The organism is Mesorhizobium sp. M0563 (assembly GCF_040321065.1).
Taxonomy (GTDB): Bacteria; Pseudomonadota; Alphaproteobacteria; order Rhizobiales; family Rhizobiaceae; genus Mesorhizobium.
Map to the genome: position 1 here is coordinate 100,267 of NZ_JAMYQV010000003.1, position 16,633 is coordinate 116,899.

Sequence of the window (16,633 nt, forward strand, 5' to 3'; positions counted from 1 at the left end):
CCGTGATTGCGTTTCCCGAAATTCCCTCGGTGCACCTCTTGACTAGGGTGTTACCGGTCTGTAACGTTAGAGATGTTACTTACCTGTAACACCCGCATTGCATCATGTCAAACTCGCAAGTGCCGGCCATCAGCCCCGCCCAATCGGCAAGGGGACGAACCGCACCTTACGGCCTCGGCCGGCGAGCAAGAGAACACCCGATCCGCGGCCTGCCGCGGATCGCCAAAAACCAGGAGCCGCTTCGATGTCGCAGCGCAATGATCTGACGATCGATGAAGTCGTGAAGGATCCGATGATCCGCATGCTGATGAAGGCCGACCGCGTCGACCCGCGGTCTTTCGAGGCGATGCTGCGTGCGCTGGCGGACGAGCAGGCCGAGCGCCGCAACGCGCCGCGTCGCCCGCTGCAAGATTTCGGCTTTCTCGAAGATTCCGGCTCAACGCGCAGCCGGCGACTGTCCAGGGTGGCCAGGGCCTTTGGCCGGGCCAGAGCATCGGGCGAGGCGTGCATCTCATGGTAAACTTCTTCATTCATCGTCCGATCTTTGCGTCGGCGATCGCCATCATCATGGTGCTCGCCGGGGGCATTTGTTATTTTCTGCTGCCCGTCTCGCAGTTTCCCGACATCACGCCGCCCCAGGTCGTGGTCAGCGCACACTACCCGGGCGCCAGCGCGCAGGTTGTCGCCGACACGGTGACGACGCCGCTCGAACAGCAGATCAACGGCGTTCAGGGCATGACCTATATGTCGTCGTCGAGCTCCAATGACGGCTCCTCGACGATCACCATCACTTTCGAGGTCGGCTATTCCCTGAGCACCGCCGCCGTCGACGTCCAGAACCGCGTTTCGCAGGCGGCTTCCTCGTTGCCGGCCATCGTCAACCAGGGCGGCGTGACGATCAAGAAACAGAACCCGAACTTCGTCCTGATCGTCGACCTCACCTCCCCGGACGGCTCCGTCAACCCAGTCACTTTGAGCAATCTCGCCTACCTGCAGGTGGTCGATCCGCTGAAGCGCCTGCCTGGCGTCGGCGACGTGCAGATCTTCGGCGAGCGGCGCTATTCGATGCGCGTTTGGCTCGATCCCGACAAGCTCGCCAATCTCGGCATCACCGCCGTCGACGTGCAGAACGCCGTCGCCGAGCAGAACGTCCAGGTGGCGGCCGGCAAGATCGGGCAATCGCCGGCTCCGGCCGGCACCGCTTTCGAGATGCAGGTCAACGCCGTCGGCAGGCTGAGCGACCCCAAGGAGTTCGGCGACATCGTCGTGCGGGCCAATACCGCCAACGGCTCGTTGGTGCGGCTCCGCGACGTTGCGCGCATCGAGCTCGGCGCGCTGCAATATTCGTCGTCGGCCTTCTTCGGCAAGGACCCGACGGTGGTGCTCGCGGTCTACCAGATGCCGGGCTCCAACGCGCTCGATCTGCAGCAGCGCGTCAAGGACAAGATGCAGGAGCTGTCGGCCCGCTTCCCGAAGGGGGTCAGCTATGCCATGCATTACGATACGACACGTTTCGTATCGGCGTCTATGCATGACGTGCTGATCACGCTCGGCGAGGCGCTGGTCCTGGTCGTCGCGGTGGTGTTCATCTTCCTGCAAAGCTGGCGCACCACGATCATCCCGACGATCGCGATTCCGGTGTCGCTGGTGTCGACATTAGTCGTCATGTACATGTTCGGCTTCTCCCTGAACATGCTCAGCCTGCTCGGCATGGTGCTGGCGATCGGCCTCGTCGTCGACGACGCTATCGTCGTCGTCGAGAATGTCGAACGCCAGCTCGAGGCCGGCCTCAAACCGCTGGCTGCCACGCGTACGGCGATGGCCGAGGTCACCGGACCGATCATCGCCACGACCGCCGTGCTGATGGCCGTGTTTGTGCCGGTTGCCTTCATCCCCGGCGTTTCCGGCCGGCTCTACAACCAGTTTGCCCTGACGGTCGCGATCTCCTTCGGCATCTCGGCCTTTGTCTCGCTCACGCTTACTCCGGCGCTCAGCGCGGCGTTCCTGCGCCACCGGCCTGAAACGCAGTTCGTGCTGTTCCGCTGGTTCAACATGGGCTTCGAACGGCTGTCGCATGCGTATGCGAATGGCGTGCGCATTCTCATCCGTCTGCGCTGGATCATGCTTGGCCTGTTCGCGGCCGGACTTGTCGCGACCTATTTCGTCTGGCAGCGCCTGCCCTCGACCTTCCTTCCGGTCGAGGACCAGGGCTACTTCTTCGTCGTTATCCAGCTCCCCGACGGGGCCTCGCTGGAACGCACCGATGCAGTGGCGCAAAAGGCACGCGACATCCTGCAGAACACGCCCGGCGTCGACATTGTCGGCTCGATCAGCGGCTTGAACTTCCTGACCAGTGCCGCGCAGTCGAACTCGGCGGTCGAATTCGCCATCCTGAAGCCATGGGACGAACGCGGTCCCGACCAGAGCGCCTCGAAGCTCGTCGCCGACGTGCGCAACAAGCTGCTGCAAATTCCGGAGGCTTTTGCGCTGAGCTTCGACCCGCCGTCGATCCCGGGCATCGGCACCACCGGTGGCTTCGAGTTCCAGGTCGAAGATCTGACCGGCCGCGGCAGCGTGGCGCTCAACGATGCGACGCAAGCTGTGATTGCCGAGGCGCGCAAGCAGCCGGAGCTCAACCCACAGCAATTGTTCTCGTCGTTCTCGACCTCGACGCCGCAGTTCAACTACGATCTCGATCGCGCCAAGGCAAAGCTGCTCGGGCTCAACCTGCCGGACGTCTTCAACACGCTGCAGATCTATCTCGGCTCGCTTTATGTGAACGACTTCAACCTGTTTGGCCGCACCTTCCGGGTGACGATCCAGGCCGACAAGGACTCTCGAGCCGGTCCGGCCGACATTTCGCGGCTCTATGTCCGCAATGCGTCGGGTGGCATGGTGCCGCTGAGCACGCTGGGCAAGCTTGTGCCCATCGTCGGCCCCGAGACCGTGCCGCACTACAACAACAATGCGTCGGCCCTGATCAATGGCGGCGCCGCCCCCGGCTTTTCGTCCGGTCAGGCGGTGGCGGCAATGGAACGTGCCGCTGCCACGGCGTTGCCGAGAGATTTCGGCTACGAATGGACCGGCATCACCTATCAGGAGCTCAAGGCGGGATCGATCGCATCCGTCGTCTTCGGCCTCGCCATCGTCTTCGTTTTCCTCATCCTTGCCGCGCAATATGAGAGCTGGGCGATGCCGTTCATGGTGCTGCTGGCGGTGCCGCTCGCATTGTTCGGTGCGTTCGTCGTGCTGTGGCTGCGCGGCATGCAGATCGACGTCTACTCGCAGATCGGCTTCGTCATGCTGATCGGACTGGCGGCCAAGAACGCGATTCTGATCGTCGAGTTTGCCCGGCGCCGGCGCGAAGAAGGCCTCAGCATCGTCGACGCCGCGATGGAAGCGGCGCGGCTGCGGCTGCGGCCGATCCTGATGACCGCCTTCGCCTTCATCCTCGGCGTGCTGCCGCTGATGTTCGCCACAGGTGCGGGTGCCGCAAGCCGGCAGTCGATCGGCACCACCGTCTTTGGCGGCATGGTCGCGGCGACCATTCTGTCGCTGGTGTTCGTGCCGGTCTTCTATGCGGTGATCGAGCAGCTGCGCGAGCGCCGCAGCGAGAGCGAACCGGTCTCCGAAACGACTGAACAACCAACCGCCGAACCCGCCTTCGAGCCATTGGCCGAAGCGGCTGAATAGGACTGGAGAATCGATCATGCGTAAATGGAAAATCGCGCTGGGAACGGCCGTCGCCCTTGGGGCGATTTCGATGGCGAGCGTTCACTTGCTCGACATGGGCAGTCTCAGCCTCAACGCCGGCACAGCCGGGGCGGCAACACCCAAGCCGGAAGCCTTTGTCATGCCGGTGCCGGTGGTGAGCGTCGTCAAGAAGACGATCCCGATCTATCTCGACTATGCCGCTCGGGTGGAGCCGATCCGCAGCATCACGCTGCAGGCGCGCGTGCCGGGCTATCTACAGGAGCAGGTCGCCACCGACGGCAGCGACGTTGCGAAGGGCGACCTTCTCTACAAGATCGCCCCGGAGGATTTCCAGGCTGCCCTCGAGCAGGCGAAGGCGCTTATCCAGCGCGACACGGCAACACTCGACTATGCGCGCTCCAATCTCGGGCGCGGCAGCGAGCTCGCCAAGAGCGGCTATCTCGCCAAGGACGTGTTCGACCAGCGCACCAGCACCTTGCGCGAGGCTCAGGCCTCGCTCGCCGTGAACCAAGCCGCCTTGCGGACCGCCGAGCTCAATTTGAGCTATACCGAAATCCGTGCCCCGTTCGCGGGACGCATCGGACGCAGCCAGGCTTCCGTCGGAACGCTGGTCAGCGTTGCCGGCACGGTGCTCAACTCGCTGGTGCAGCTCGATCCGATCTACGTCACCTTCAATCCGAGCGAAACGGACCTGACCCAGATCGAGGAAGCTCGGGCTGCGGGACCGATCAGTGTCGACGTCCTGCTTCCCGGTGAAACCGAACCGCGCCAGAAGGGCGATCTTACCTTCATGGACAACACAATCGATCGCTCGACCGGCACGATCACGGCACGGGCGACGGTCGGCAACGGCAAATTCACGCTGCTGCCCGGGCAGTATGTCCGCGTCCGGCTGCACGTCAAAGAGCAGCCCGATGCGCTGATGGTGCCGCAGACGGCACTCGGCTCAGGCCAGCTCGGCAAATACCTCTATGTCGTCGGCAAGGACAACACCGTCGACCAGCGCATCGTTTCGCTCGGACCGACCAATGGCGATCAGGTGGCCATCTTGAGCGGCGTAGCCGAAGGCGACCAGGTGATCACCGGCAATCTGCAGAAGATCGGCCCGGGAATGCCGGTCTCGCCGCTACCCCAGAAACCGGCCACCTGATAACCCCCATCAGGTCCGGTCCCGCGGCGCCCTCGGCTCCCACGCCGAGGGCGCCGTTTTCTTGCTGAGCAGGGTCGGCAAGATTGGCCTCATCGGCGCACTCGGCCTTGGCAGGAGCCATGAAGGCGCAAATAGAGCGGGCCGTGACGTACCCATCTGCCGCAAGCTGCAGGCCAGCGGAGAACCTGAACCCGCAATTACCCTCTTGTTAGATTGTCGACAATCTGCTTGTGTAGCTTTTGGTCTCCTGGAGCACCGAATGGCGAAGCTGGATTTCAGTCCGATCGCGGATACGACACGCCGGGCCGAGATCGTGGCGCTGCTCCGGCGCGCGATCCTGACCGGCCAGTTAGAGCCAGGACAAAAACTCAACGAACTCAGGATTTCCGAGCAGATGCGGGTGAGTCGTGCGCCGCTGCGTGAGGCGATGCGCGAGCTGGTGCAGGAAGGCATCCTGACCAGCATCCCCTACGCCGGAACCTTCGTCATCGACGTTACCGCCAAGGACATCGACGATGCCTATTCGCTCAACAAGGTGCTGGACGAATTCGCCATCGAGCGGACCTGGCCGCTTCGCGACCAGCGCTTCTTCGACGAGATCGACCGGCGGCATGCGGCGGTGAAGCAGGCGACGCGCGAGTTGGACACGACGCGGCAGATCGAAACGGCGCTGCAACTGCATGGACTGATCCACGAATGGGCCGACAACTCGGTGCTGCTGGAAACCTGGCAGCGGCTGGCCAGCCGGCTGCAGATGTATTTTGCGCTGCACCAGCGGGCCCGCAACGAGCCGGTGCCTGCCGAAGACGCTCACGAAACCTATGTGCAGTTGCTCCAGGGCAGCGACATGCGCGCTGCCCAGCGCCACGCCAAGGAGCATATCGATTTGGATTTCGAGGAACTGCTCGCCTATGCGCGCGGGCTGGAAGAGCGCGGCTCAAAGGGCGCCGGTGCCGATCGTAGCGGCCGGCCCGAAGGCGGTTGAAACCGACAAGTTTGGCGGGTCATCCCGGAACATAGGCAACGGACAGAAAACGTGCAGATCAAAACCATCAAAGCCTACCATGTCGTGCAGCCCTTCGTTGACGGGCCTTATCGTATGTCCAAGGGGCGCGTCGCCGATGCGTTCGACGCGGTGATTGTCGCCGTCATCGCAGATAGCGGGCTCACCGGCTGGGGCGAGATGGCGCCGCTCGGCAATTTTTATTCACCGGCGTTCGCCGCCGGCACGCGCGCCGGCGTCGTCGAGATCGCGCCGCATCTCATGGGCCATGACCCACGCGGGCTTGCCGGGATCAACAGGCTCATGGATACGGTGTTCAAGGGCCATCCCTACGTCAAGTCGGCGCTCGACATGGCATGCTCGGATCTCGCGGCGCGCGCCGCCGACGTGCCGCTGGTTACGTTGCTTGGCGGACGCGAGAGCGAGACGGCCGAACTCTACAAGGTCGTCACCCATGGCACGGTCGACGCGATGGCTGCACTTGCCAAGCGCATCGTCAAAGACGGCTTTCATCGACTGCAGGTCAAGGTCGGCGGCAACGTCCATGACGACATCGAACGCGTCACAGCCGTCGCCGCCGCGGTGCCGAAGGGCACCGTCATCTTCTGCGACGCCAATGCCGGCTGGACGCCTTACCAGGCACGCCAGTTCGTGGATGCGACGCGCACCATCGACTACACGTTCGAACAGCCCTGCACGACGATCGACGAATGCATGTCGGTGCGCCGCTCGCTTGACAAACCGATGGTGCTCGACGAATCCGTCGCCTCGCTGGACGACATGCTCGACATCCACCGCAAGCGCGCTGCCGACGGGCTGACGCTGAAGATCTCGCGGCTCGGAGGAGTGACCAAAACGCGCCAAATCCGCGACCTCGCCGTCGATCTCGGCTTCATGATCACCGTCGAGGACACTGGCGGCGCCGAGATCGACACATCGGCCATGGCGCATCTGTCGCTGTCGACGCCCGAGGAGCGCCGGCTGCACGCCATCGCCTTCCACGAATGGGTGACGGTGCGCACCGCATCCAATATGCCGCCGGTCTCGGGCAGCCGCATGGGCATTCCGGACGGGCCGGGACTTGGCATCGATGTCGTTCCCGACCTGCTCGGCGCGCCCTTCTTCGAGATCGGCAGCTGAGGTAGAGACCGCGCCACCTCAAGGCAACGTCGAGCAACCCGCATCGGTCGGCGCCGTCCGGCTACCTGCAGAGGTCGTGCCCTGACCGGCAGCTGACCCCAAGCGATCGGCCATTCCAGAGCGGGAATGTCCCAATTGCAGGTTGAAATATTTTTCATTTGGAAATAGGAATGTTCAAAACGTTGATTTGGACGCTGCGGCGCGTCAAGAACTGGAGGAAGCGACATGTCCCATCCGCAATTTGCAGCGGAACTTCTGCAGCGCGCTGAACAGCAGGGGCCGATCACCATCGGGCTTGCCGGCGCCGGTCAGATGGGCACCGACATCGTCGTCCAGGTGGCACTGATGCCGGGCATGCGGATCGGCGCTATTTCCGAGGTCAGGCCGCAGGCAGCGATCGACGCGGCGCTGCTCGCTGGCCACGACCGTTCCGACATCGTCCAGGCCGGCAATGCGGCGGCGATCGACCGCGCCATCGAGGCCGGCAAGATTGCGGTGACCGAAGATTTGCACGCGCTGGCGGCGGCCGGCCGGATCGACGTCATCATCGACGCGACGGGCAATCCCAATATCGGCACGCTGTTCGCGCTGGAAGTGATGAAGAACGGCAAGCACATCGTCATGCTCAATGTCGAGGCCGACATCACGATCGGCCGCTTCCTCAAGGACGAGGCACGCAAGGCCGGCGTCGTCTATACCGGTGCCGCCGGCGACGAGCCGGCCTGCACGCTGGAGATCATCGGCTTTGCCAAAAGCCTCGGCTTCAACATCATCGCCGCCGGCAAGGGCAAGAACAATCCGCTGAAGATCGACGCCATGCCGGCCGATTACGAGAAAGAAGCGGCCGAGCGCAACATGAATGCGCGCATGCTGGTCGAATTCGTCGACGGCTCGAAGACGGCCATCGAAATGGTGGCGATCGCCAATGCCACCGGCCTGGTGCCCGACGTGCCGGGCATGCACGGCCCAACCGCAACGCTGGAGGAGCTCGCCAGCGTGCTCTGCCCGCGCGAGGATGGCGGCGTGCTGCATCGCAAGGGCGTGGTCGATTATTCGATCGGCAAGGGCGTGGCGCCCGGCGTGTTCTGCATCATCGAGACCCAGCATCCGCGCGTGCTGGAGCGCATGATCGACCTCAAGGTCGGCAAAGGCCCCTATTTCACGATCTTCCGGCCCTATCATCTGACCAGCCTGGAAGTGCCGCTGTCGGCGGCGCGCGCCGTCGTCTACAAACGGGCCGACATGGAGCCGCTCGACCGTCCGGTCGCCGAGGCGGTGGCGGTTGCCAAGAGCGATCTTGGCGTCGGCCAGTCGCTCGGCATGATCGGCGAGAACGACTATCGCGGCTTCGCCATGACATGGGAAGATGCACGCGCCCGGGGCGCGCTGCCGCTCGGCCTTGCCGAACGGGCCAAGGTGGTCAAGCCGCTCAAGATCGGCGATTTCCTGACCTATGAAAATTGTGTACCCGACGATTCGATGGTGATAACCCAGATCCGCCGTCGTCTCGATCAGTCGGACGGACGGTTCGCTACCAACGCGGCTTGACCCCGCCGGATCTCCGCCTGATGGACGATATCGTAATCGGGATCGACGCCTCGACCACGGCCGTGAAGGCGATTGCCTTCACCCGCGACGGCGAGGAGCTGTTCCAGGCGCGCGAGACTTATCCGCTTTCAAATCCGAAGCCCAGCCATTTCGAGCAGGACGCCGAACATTGGTGGACGGCGCTGCTTGGCGCATTGAAGCAGGTCACTGAGGCGGTCGGCGCTTTCCGCGTGGCGGCGATCTCCATTGCCCACCAGCGCGAGACCTTCACGCTGGTCGACAGCGCCGGCAAACCACTTATTCCGGCGATCCTGTGGCTGGACGAACGCGCCCGGCCGCAGGTTATCAGGCTTTCGGCCGAACTCGGCCGCGAGGCGATCCGCGACTGGAGCGGCAAGCCGCCGGACCCGACGCCGGCGCTCTACGCCATCGCCTGGCTTGCCGAACACCAGCCTCAGGTGCTTCACCAGGCAGCGGCACTGGTCGACGTGCACGGTTTCTTCGTCCAGCGGCTGACCGGGCGATTGGTCACCAGCACCGCAAGTGCGGATCCGCTCGGGCTCCTCGACGTCGAGAGAGGTACCTGGCATCCCCGCCTCGTTGCGGCCGCCGGACTGCAGATGGAGCAATTGCCCGACCTGGTCGCGCCGGGCGCAATTTGCGGCGGGCTTTCCGCAACCGCGGCGCAACTGACCGGCCTGAGGGCCGGCACGCCGGTCGTTGCCGGCGCTGGGGACGGCCAGGCGATGGGCCTCGGCATGGGCGTCTACGGCGAAGGCAAGAGCTATCTCTCGCTCGGCTCCGGCGTGGTCAGCGGCTGCTATTCCGGCAAGGTGAAAACCTCGGACGCCTTTCGCACGCTGGTCTCGCCGACCGGTTCCGGTTTCATGCTGGAGACAGTGCTGCGTTCGGGCATGCAACTGGTCGACTGGATTGTCCGCACGACCGGTTCGCCGTCGGCGGCAGCACTGGAGAAAGCGGCGCTGGAGGTTGCCGCTGGCAGCGAGGGCCTGCTCGTCATGCCCTATTGGGCCGGCGTCATGAGCCCCTATTGGGATGGTGCCGCGCGTGGCGCCATTGTCGGCCTGTCGCTCGACCACCGGCCGGAGCATCTTTTCCGCGCTGTCCTGGAAGGCATCGCCTTCGAGCAGGCCGTTGCCACCGAGGCCATGGAAGCCCAGGCCGGCGGACAGGCGGCGATGATTGCCGCCGGCGGCGGCACCAATTGCGTACTCCTCATGCAGATCATGGCAAGCGTGCTCGAGCGGCCGATCTCGGTTTCGCCGGTCAACGAAGCCGCCGCACTCGGCGCCGCCATGCTGGCGGCCGCCGCGGTCGGCTGGTTTGCCTCGCCGGAAGCCGCCGCAAAGGCAATGGCTGCCGCTCCCACCATGCATGTCGACCCGGTCGATGGACTTGTTGCCGGCTATCGCGGCCGCAAGGCAATCTACCGCGATCTCTATCAAGCGACGCGCGATATCCACGTGCGGCTGAGTGCTCTCAACGCGACTAGCGGTTGAGCAGCCCCTTTGCCGCATCCTCGTCGGTGATCAGAACCGATACCTTGGTGTTGGCGAGTGCTGCCCGCATGATGGCAATCTTTTCCTGCCCTCCCGACACCAGGATGATGCTCGGGATATCCGACAGATCCTGCAGCGGATAGGCACAGACGCGGCGGTTCACCTCGTGGTCGACCGGGCGGCCCTCGGCGTCGATGAAATGACACAGAATATCGCCGACGGCGCCGGCCGCCTGCAGTTCCTCGAGTTCGCTTGGCTTGATGAAGCCGTAATTGGCGATCGGGCTGTCGTTGGAAAACGAGCCGACGCTGAGCACGGCAATGTTTGCCCGGCGTGCACGGAAGACAACGTCCTGAACGCTGCGCTGGCTCATGAACGCGTCGCGCTGTTCCGGCCGGTCGGCATAGACCGGCACCGGCAGCAGGAAGCACTCCGCACCGATCTTCTCGGCGAAATCCCAGGCGCTTTCTGTCGGGTTGAGCGGCTGTGCATGGGTCAGGCCGCCAAGCATCGAAACCACCGTGGTCCTGGCGATAGGCCGCCTTGGCAACTCATTGATGGCGAATTTCAGCGTCCGCCCCCAGCCCAGCGCAATGACATCGCCGGCATTCACATGGTCGGCCAGATAGGCGGCGGCGGCGTGGCCGATCATCAGCGGTGCGTTGCTTCGGTCGGCAGCCGACGGCACCACAACAGCCTGGCTGAGCCCGAACCTCTGCTTGAGGCTTTCCTCCAAAACCACGCATTCGACGACGCTGTCGCGGATGCGAAACTGGACGACACCCTCTTCGCGGGCGGCTGAGAGAATGCGATGTACCTTGATGCGGCCGACGCCAAGAATTTCGGAAATCCGCTCCTGTGTAAGACCCTCGACATAATAGTGCCAGGCGGCGCGGGCCTTGAGTTCGGCGTCGGGAAAGCGCGAGGCTCTTTCGTTCTCTACGATCGTCATCTGTTTGCCTTGCCGCAGCCGCCGGCTCTGCTCATGATATTCCAATCCGGCGACTTCGAAATGCCCAAGATTTCCGAGACCTTGCGTAAGGCAAACCGGCGGACAGCGCAAACCGTCGTCGAATGAAACGGCAGGCCTTGACAATTTTCCGACGAACAGTTTAGCTGAACAAAATTGCATGTTAAAGATAAATTGTTCACATGGAGGGGCCTGGTGAACAAAGTGGCCCGGTGATGCAGCGCCGGATTGCTGTGGAGGAGACGAAGTGGCTGTGAGCAACGACGCAAGCGAGTTGAAAGCAGGCTCTGGTACGCAGGCCACGACGGGCGCAAAGTTTTCGGCTGTCTTTGCCGGAACCATGGGCCCGCTGATCGGGCTGGTCCTGCTGTGCCTGGCGCTCTCGCTGACCACCGATACGTTCCTGACCATCCGCAACATCCTCAACGTGCTCGACCAGGTTACCGTACTCGGCATCATGGCGATCGGCATGACGCTGGTCATCCTGATCGGCGGCATCGACCTGTCCGTTGGCTCGGTGCTGGCGCTGGCTTCCATGGTGATGGGCTTCGTCGCCCATCCGGACTATCTCAATCTCGGCCTGCCGGCCGGCATCGCCGCAGCCCTCGTCGTCGCCGGCCTTTGCGGGCTGGTTTCGGGCCTGCTGGTGACGGTCACCAAGCTGCCGCCCTTCATCGCCACGCTGGCCATGATGTCGGTGGCGCGCGGTCTCGCCAATATGATCACCGACGGCTCGCAGATCGTCGGCTTTCCCGACTGGTTCACCAGCCTGTCGATCATCCGCCATTTCGGCTTCCTGTCGGTCACCGTCGGGCTGATGATCGTGCTTGCCGTCATTTTCGCGATCTTCCTGAATTATCGCGCCACCGGCCGCAGCCTCTACGCAATCGGCGGCAGCGCCGAAGTCGCCCGGCTGTCCGGCATACCGGTCAGGTCGCTGACAAACTGGGTCTATACGATCTGCGCCGTGCTGGCCGGTCTCGCCGGCATCGTGCTTGCCGCCCGGCTCGATTCCGTCCAGCCGAGCTCCGGCCTTGGCTACGAGCTCGACACCATCGCGGCGGTGGTTATCGGCGGCGCCAGCCTGTCGGGCGGCGTCGGTTCGATCGGCGGCACCGCCATCGGCGTCCTCATCATCGGCGTGCTGCGCAACGGGCTGAACCTGCTCGGTGTCTCGCCCTTCATCCAGCAAGTGGTTATCGGCGTGGTGATCGCGCTGGCGGTGGCCACCGACACCTGGCGGCGCAGAGCACAATGAAAAATGGGGCACAATGAAGAATTGGGCTCAATGAGATTCACCCGGATATTCGGGCGAAAACGGATCGGTGATCCGAAACTGGGAGTTGTTCGGCCACGGGGCGCCGCGATGCGCGGGCAGGACAGATTGAACATCAACGGAGGAATAACATGCTGACTAAACGTTCATTGCTGCTTGCCGCCGCGGCCATCATCCCGCTGCTTAGCCTGTCCGACATGGCCTCGGCCAAGGAAGCCAAGAAGCTCGGCCTCGCCGTCGCCAATCTGCAGGCCGACTTCTTCAACCAGATCAAGCAGTCCGTCGAAGCCTACGGCAAGGAAAAGGGCATCGAGGTCGTCACCGTCGACGCCAAGGGCGATTCGGCGACCCAGGTCAGCCAGGTGCAGGATCTGATCACGCAGAATATCGATGCGCTGATCTACATTCCGGCCGGCGCCACCGCCGCCACCGTGCCGACCAAGACGGCCAAGGCTGCCAGCATCCCAGTCATCAATGTCGACCGCAACGCCGACGGCGCGCCCGGCGACACCTTCATCGCCACCAATAGCGTGGCATCGGCGAAAGCGGTTTGCGACTACATCGCCAAGCAGGCCGGCGGCAAGGGCGAGCTGATCATCATCCACGGCCAGAAGGGTACGACGCCCGAGGTCGATCGCTCGAAGGGCTGCGGCGAAGCGCTGAAGGGCTATCCCGACATCAAGGTCGTCGGCGAATTGTGGAGCGAAGGCTGGCACCAGGACGAAGGTTTCAAGCTGACGCAGGATCTGTTGCAGTCGCATCCCGACGTGTCGATCGTCATCGGCCAGGCCGATGCGCTGGCGCTCGGTGCGGCGCAGGCGGTCAAGGTCGCCAATCCCGGCCACAAGGTCTGGGTTGCCGGCTTCGACGGCGACGTGGCGGCGCTCAAGGCGCTGAAGGACGGCGTCTTCGACGTGACGGCGACGCAGCAGACCCAGGGCATGGGCCGGCTTGCCGTCGATGCGGCAATCAAGCTGGTGGCCGGCGAGACCATTCCCGCAGAACAGCTGCAGGATGCGACGCTGACCACCAAGGACAATGTCGAGCAGTTCATCGCCAAGCATCCCTGATTTAGACCAGTCCGGCAGTCGACGAGCGCAACAATGTCCACCGAACCTCGCCACACGCACAGCCCCAATCTGGGTCTCGTCGTCAGCGGCCTCTGCAAAAGCTACGGACCGGTGCAGGTCCTGGCCGATGCGAGCTTCGAGGTGCGGCCGGGCGAGGTCGTGGCGCTGCTTGGCGAAAACGGCGCCGGCAAGTCCACCGTCTCGAACATCATCGCCGGGTCGACCAAGCCCGATGCCGGCACCATCACCTGGCGGGGGAACGCTTATTCCCCCGCCAATCCTGCCGCGGCGATCGACGCCGGCATCGGCATGATCCACCAGGAGCTGAAGCTGCTGCCGGATCTGTCGGTCGCCGAAAACGTCTATGTCGGGCGCCTGCCGATGCGCGGCGGCCGCATCGACCGCGCGGCAATGAATGCACGGGCATCAGCCCAGTTGAAGCGCCTCGGGCTCGATGTCTCGCCCGAGCGCAAGGTGCGCACGCTGCGTATCGCCGCCCAGCAGCAGGTCGAGATTGCCAAGGCGCTGACGCTCAATGCCGAGCTGCTGATCTTCGATGAACCGACGGCCGCCCTTGGCGGCGAGGAAACGGAGCTCCTGTTCCAGCAAATCCGCAAGCTCAAGGCGGAAGGCATGTCCTTCATCTATATCAGCCACCGGCTGGACGAAATCGCCCAAATCGCCGACCGTGTGGTGGTGATGCGCGACGGGCGCATCGTCGCGCGGCACGAGCGCGCCGACATTCCGGTGCGCACCGTTGTCGAGCAGATGGTCGGCCGCAGCGTCGAGCGGATGTTCCCGACTTTGTCGGCGCCCCGCAACGACACGCTGCTCGAGGTCGAGAACCTGTCCTCGCCGGAACGCAGTTTTCAAAATGTCAGCTTTTCGGTGCGGGCCGGCGAAATCCTCGGCATTGCCGGGCTGATCGGCGCCGGCCGCACGGAGCTGGTGAGGGCGATCGCCGGCGCCGACCCGATCTCATCCGGCTCGGTGCGCGTCGCCGGCAAGCCGGTGCATCTCAATGGGCCGGCGGCGGCGATCAAGGCCGGCGTCGTGCTCGTGCCGGAAGACCGCAAGGCGCAAGGCGTGGTGCTCGACCAGACGATCGGCGAGAATCTGGCGATCGGCAATTTCGACCATGTCGCGCCGAATGGCTGGGTGTTCCCGAAGGCGGTGCAGAAATTCGCCGAGGCCGGTATTCGCCGGCTCGGCGTCAAAGGCCGGCCGAACCAGGCGGTCAGCAAGCTTTCAGGCGGCAACCAGCAGAAGGTGATCATTGCCAAATGGGTGTCGCGCCCGCCCAAGGTGTTTATCCTGGACGAGCCGACGCGCGGCATCGACGTTGGTGCCCGCGCCGCGATCTACGATGTCATCGCCGACCTTGCCCGTTCCGGCATGGCGGTGGTGGTGGTGAGTTCCGACCTCGAGGAAGTGCTCGGCCTGTCGCATCGCGTGCTCGTGCTGAGCCGCGGCCGTCAGCGCGGCATTCTCGACCGCAGTGATGCGAGCAATGTCGCCGTCATGGAACTCGCCACAAGCTAGGACAGCCCATCGAAACAAAGCGCAGCAGGTGGTATCCTCCCGGGCACCAGACCGCGCGGGGCGCCAGCAACAGAGTTGGCGCCCCTTTATTTCCGGAGGACGGCGGTTGGAGGAGAGGGACCGACGATGAAACTATTCGAACTTCATGGTGACGTGGCACTTGTGACAGGCGCCGGCAGCGGCATCGGGCAAGCAATCGCCATCGGCCTGGCCGAAGCCGGCGCCGACATAGCCTGTTTCGGTCACGCCTCCAAAGGCGGGCTGGAGGAGACCGCACACCAGATCACAGCACTCGGCCGCAAGGCACTGGTGCTGACTGGCACGGTGACTTCAGAGGCCGATTTGGCGGCTGCGATCGAGCGTACGGAGGCTGAGCTCGGCGCGCTGACCGTCGCCGTCAACAATGCCGGCGTTGCCGCTGCCGAGCCGGCCGAGACGCTGTCGCTGGAGAAATGGCAGAAGCTCTACGACGTCAATGTCAGCGGCGTGTTCCTGTCCTGCCAGGCCGAGGCCCGTGCCATGCTGACGCGGCGCAAGGGCTCGATCATCAACATCGCGTCGATGTCGGGCTCGATCGTCAATCGCGGCCTGACCCAGGCGCATTACAACTCGTCGAAGGCCGCGGTCATCCACATGTCGAAGAGCCTCGCCATGGAATGGGCCGATCGCGGCCTGCGCGTCAACGTCGTCAGCCCCGGCTACACGCTGACGCCGATGAACAAGCGGCCGGAGGTCGCCGACCAGGTCAGGATCTTTGAGCGCGACACGCCGATGGGCCGCATGGCGGCGCCGGAAGAGATGGTCGGCCCGACCGTGTTCCTGGCCAGCCGCGCCGCGAGTTTCGTCACCGGCATCGACCTGATCGTCGATGGCGGCTTCGTCTGCTGGTAGGAGAAAAAATGCAGAAGCGATTCCAGGGAAAAACGGCGGTGATCACCGGCGCGAGCGGCGGCATTGGCGCGGCAATGGCCAGGCGCTTCGCGGCGGAAGGTGCTGCGGTCGTCGTCAGCGCCATCGACGCGCGCGTCGAAGAGGTTGCCGCCGATCTGAAGACTGCGGGCGCCAAGGTCGCGTGGATGCGCATGGACGTGACCAAAAAGGACGAAGTCGTCGCGCTCTACGATCTGGCCGAGCAGGAGTTCGGCCGCGTCGACATCTCCGTGCAGAATGCCGGTGTCATCACCATCGCCAGGATCGAGGCGATGACCGAGGCAGAATGGGACAAGGTGATGGCGGTCAACACCAAGGGCGTGTTCCTGTGCTGCCAGGAGGCGATCGCGCGCATCCGCAAGCATGGCGATGGCGGCCGGCTGATCAACACCGCATCCGGCCAGGCGCGGCAGGGCTTTATCTACACGCCGCATTATGCGGCCTCGAAATTCGGCGTCGTCGGCATCACCCAGAGCCTCGCCAAGGAAGTGGCGAAGGAGAAGATCACCGTCAACGCGATCTGCCCCGGCATCATCGACACCGATATGTGGGCCTATAACGATGCCGCATGGGGCAAGTTGATGGGCGACTACAAGCCCGGCGAGCTGATGGCCGAATGGGTGGAGAACATCCCGATGGGCCGCGCCGGCAGCGGCGAGGACGTCTCCGGCCTGGTCAGCTTTCTCGCCAGCGACGATGCGGCCTATATCACCGGGCAGACCATCAATGTCGATGGCGGCCTGATCATGTCGTAAGATACGACACAGGCC

At 64.0% G+C, this 16,633-nt stretch carries 13 protein-coding genes; 12 read left to right on the forward strand and 1 reads right to left on the reverse strand.

Features of this window, described 5'->3' with window-relative positions:
- Window positions 1-244 precede the first annotated feature (244 nt).
- From NKI50_RS05840 to NKI50_RS05870, 7 genes are all read left to right on the forward strand, one after another.
- On the forward strand, window positions 245-520 hold the full coding sequence (locus tag NKI50_RS05840) for a hypothetical protein (protein WP_023716802.1): 276 nt from the start codon (window positions 245-247) through the stop codon (window positions 518-520).
- A complete protein-coding gene (locus tag NKI50_RS05845; RefSeq protein WP_023716801.1) occupies window positions 514-3,693 on the forward strand; it encodes an efflux RND transporter permease subunit in 3,180 nt (1,059 codons plus the stop codon). Before NKI50_RS05840 ends, NKI50_RS05845 begins: the two co-directional genes overlap by 7 nt.
- A 16-nt stretch (window positions 3,694-3,709) precedes the next feature.
- Window positions 3,710-4,864 (forward strand): efflux RND transporter periplasmic adaptor subunit, encoded by a 1,155-nt coding sequence (locus NKI50_RS05850; RefSeq protein WP_352639057.1) that lies wholly within the window; start codon window positions 3,710-3,712, stop codon window positions 4,862-4,864.
- 259 nt (window positions 4,865-5,123) lie between these two features.
- A complete protein-coding gene (locus tag NKI50_RS05855; protein ID WP_023716799.1) occupies window positions 5,124-5,849 on the forward strand; it encodes a GntR family transcriptional regulator in 726 nt (241 codons plus the stop codon).
- A 51-nt stretch (window positions 5,850-5,900) separates the two neighbouring features.
- Window positions 5,901-7,007 (forward strand): mandelate racemase/muconate lactonizing enzyme family protein, encoded by a 1,107-nt coding sequence (locus NKI50_RS05860; protein ID WP_352484096.1) that lies wholly within the window; start codon window positions 5,901-5,903, stop codon window positions 7,005-7,007.
- 225 nt (window positions 7,008-7,232) lie between these two features.
- Window positions 7,233-8,555: an NAD(P)H-dependent oxidoreductase gene (locus tag NKI50_RS05865; RefSeq protein WP_023716797.1), complete on the forward strand. Its 1,323-nt coding sequence runs from the start codon at window positions 7,233-7,235 to the stop codon at window positions 8,553-8,555.
- Between the two features lie 20 nt (window positions 8,556-8,575).
- Window positions 8,576-10,075 (forward strand): xylulokinase, encoded by a 1,500-nt coding sequence (locus tag NKI50_RS05870; RefSeq protein WP_023716796.1) that lies wholly within the window; start codon window positions 8,576-8,578, stop codon window positions 10,073-10,075.
- On the opposite strand, the gene NKI50_RS05875 is transcribed toward NKI50_RS05870, so the two are convergent.
- The gene (locus NKI50_RS05875) at window positions 10,065-11,027 is read right to left on the reverse strand and encodes a sugar-binding transcriptional regulator (protein WP_031193335.1); all 963 of its coding nucleotides are present in this window, start codon (window positions 11,025-11,027) and stop codon (window positions 10,065-10,067) included. The two genes, NKI50_RS05870 and NKI50_RS05875, sit on opposite strands and share 11 nt — an antisense overlap.
- Before the next feature lie 292 nt (window positions 11,028-11,319).
- On the opposite strand from NKI50_RS05875, the gene NKI50_RS05880 reads away from it, so the two are divergent.
- The 5 genes from NKI50_RS05880 to NKI50_RS05900 all read left to right on the forward strand — a co-directional run bounded on the left by NKI50_RS05880 (window position 11,320) and on the right by NKI50_RS05900 (window position 16,618).
- Window positions 11,320-12,303, forward strand: a complete 984-nt coding sequence (locus NKI50_RS05880; protein ID WP_198030454.1) for an ABC transporter permease — start codon at window positions 11,320-11,322, stop codon at window positions 12,301-12,303.
- Window positions 12,304-12,452: 149 nt separating this feature from the next.
- Window positions 12,453-13,391, forward strand: a complete 939-nt coding sequence (locus NKI50_RS05885) for a sugar ABC transporter substrate-binding protein (RefSeq protein ID WP_352484098.1) — start codon at window positions 12,453-12,455, stop codon at window positions 13,389-13,391.
- A 33-nt stretch (window positions 13,392-13,424) separates the two neighbouring features.
- Window positions 13,425-14,933 (forward strand): sugar ABC transporter ATP-binding protein, encoded by a 1,509-nt coding sequence (locus NKI50_RS05890; RefSeq protein ID WP_023716792.1) that lies wholly within the window; start codon window positions 13,425-13,427, stop codon window positions 14,931-14,933.
- A gap of 126 nt (window positions 14,934-15,059) precedes the next feature.
- Window positions 15,060-15,824 (forward strand): SDR family oxidoreductase, encoded by a 765-nt coding sequence (locus tag NKI50_RS05895; RefSeq protein WP_023716791.1) that lies wholly within the window; start codon window positions 15,060-15,062, stop codon window positions 15,822-15,824.
- An 8-nt stretch (window positions 15,825-15,832) separates the two neighbouring features.
- Window positions 15,833-16,618 (forward strand): glucose 1-dehydrogenase, encoded by a 786-nt coding sequence (locus tag NKI50_RS05900; RefSeq protein WP_023716790.1) that lies wholly within the window; start codon window positions 15,833-15,835, stop codon window positions 16,616-16,618.
- Window positions 16,619-16,633 lie beyond the last annotated feature (15 nt).

Excerpts from the sequence above, each read along its gene's own strand:
- NKI50_RS05840 (WP_023716802.1), top strand. The coding sequence starts at position 245 with ATGTCGCAGCGCAATGATCTGACGATCGATGAAGTCGTGAAGGATCCG.
- NKI50_RS05845 (WP_023716801.1), top strand. The coding sequence starts at position 514 with ATGGTAAACTTCTTCATTCATCGTCCGATCTTTGCGTCGGCGATCGCC.
- NKI50_RS05850 (WP_352639057.1), top strand. The coding sequence starts at position 3,710 with ATGCGTAAATGGAAAATCGCGCTGGGAACGGCCGTCGCCCTTGGGGCG.
- NKI50_RS05855 (WP_023716799.1), top strand. The coding sequence starts at position 5,124 with ATGGCGAAGCTGGATTTCAGTCCGATCGCGGATACGACACGCCGGGCC.
- NKI50_RS05865 (WP_023716797.1), top strand. The coding sequence starts at position 7,233 with ATGTCCCATCCGCAATTTGCAGCGGAACTTCTGCAGCGCGCTGAACAG.
- NKI50_RS05870 (WP_023716796.1), top strand. The coding sequence starts at position 8,576 with ATGGACGATATCGTAATCGGGATCGACGCCTCGACCACGGCCGTGAAG.
- NKI50_RS05875 (WP_031193335.1), bottom strand. The coding sequence starts at position 11,027 with ATGACGATCGTAGAGAACGAAAGAGCCTCGCGCTTTCCCGACGCCGAA.
- NKI50_RS05885 (WP_352484098.1), top strand. The coding sequence starts at position 12,453 with ATGCTGACTAAACGTTCATTGCTGCTTGCCGCCGCGGCCATCATCCCG.
- NKI50_RS05890 (WP_023716792.1), top strand. The coding sequence starts at position 13,425 with ATGTCCACCGAACCTCGCCACACGCACAGCCCCAATCTGGGTCTCGTC.
- NKI50_RS05895 (WP_023716791.1), top strand. The coding sequence starts at position 15,060 with ATGAAACTATTCGAACTTCATGGTGACGTGGCACTTGTGACAGGCGCC.
- NKI50_RS05900 (WP_023716790.1), top strand. The coding sequence starts at position 15,833 with ATGCAGAAGCGATTCCAGGGAAAAACGGCGGTGATCACCGGCGCGAGC.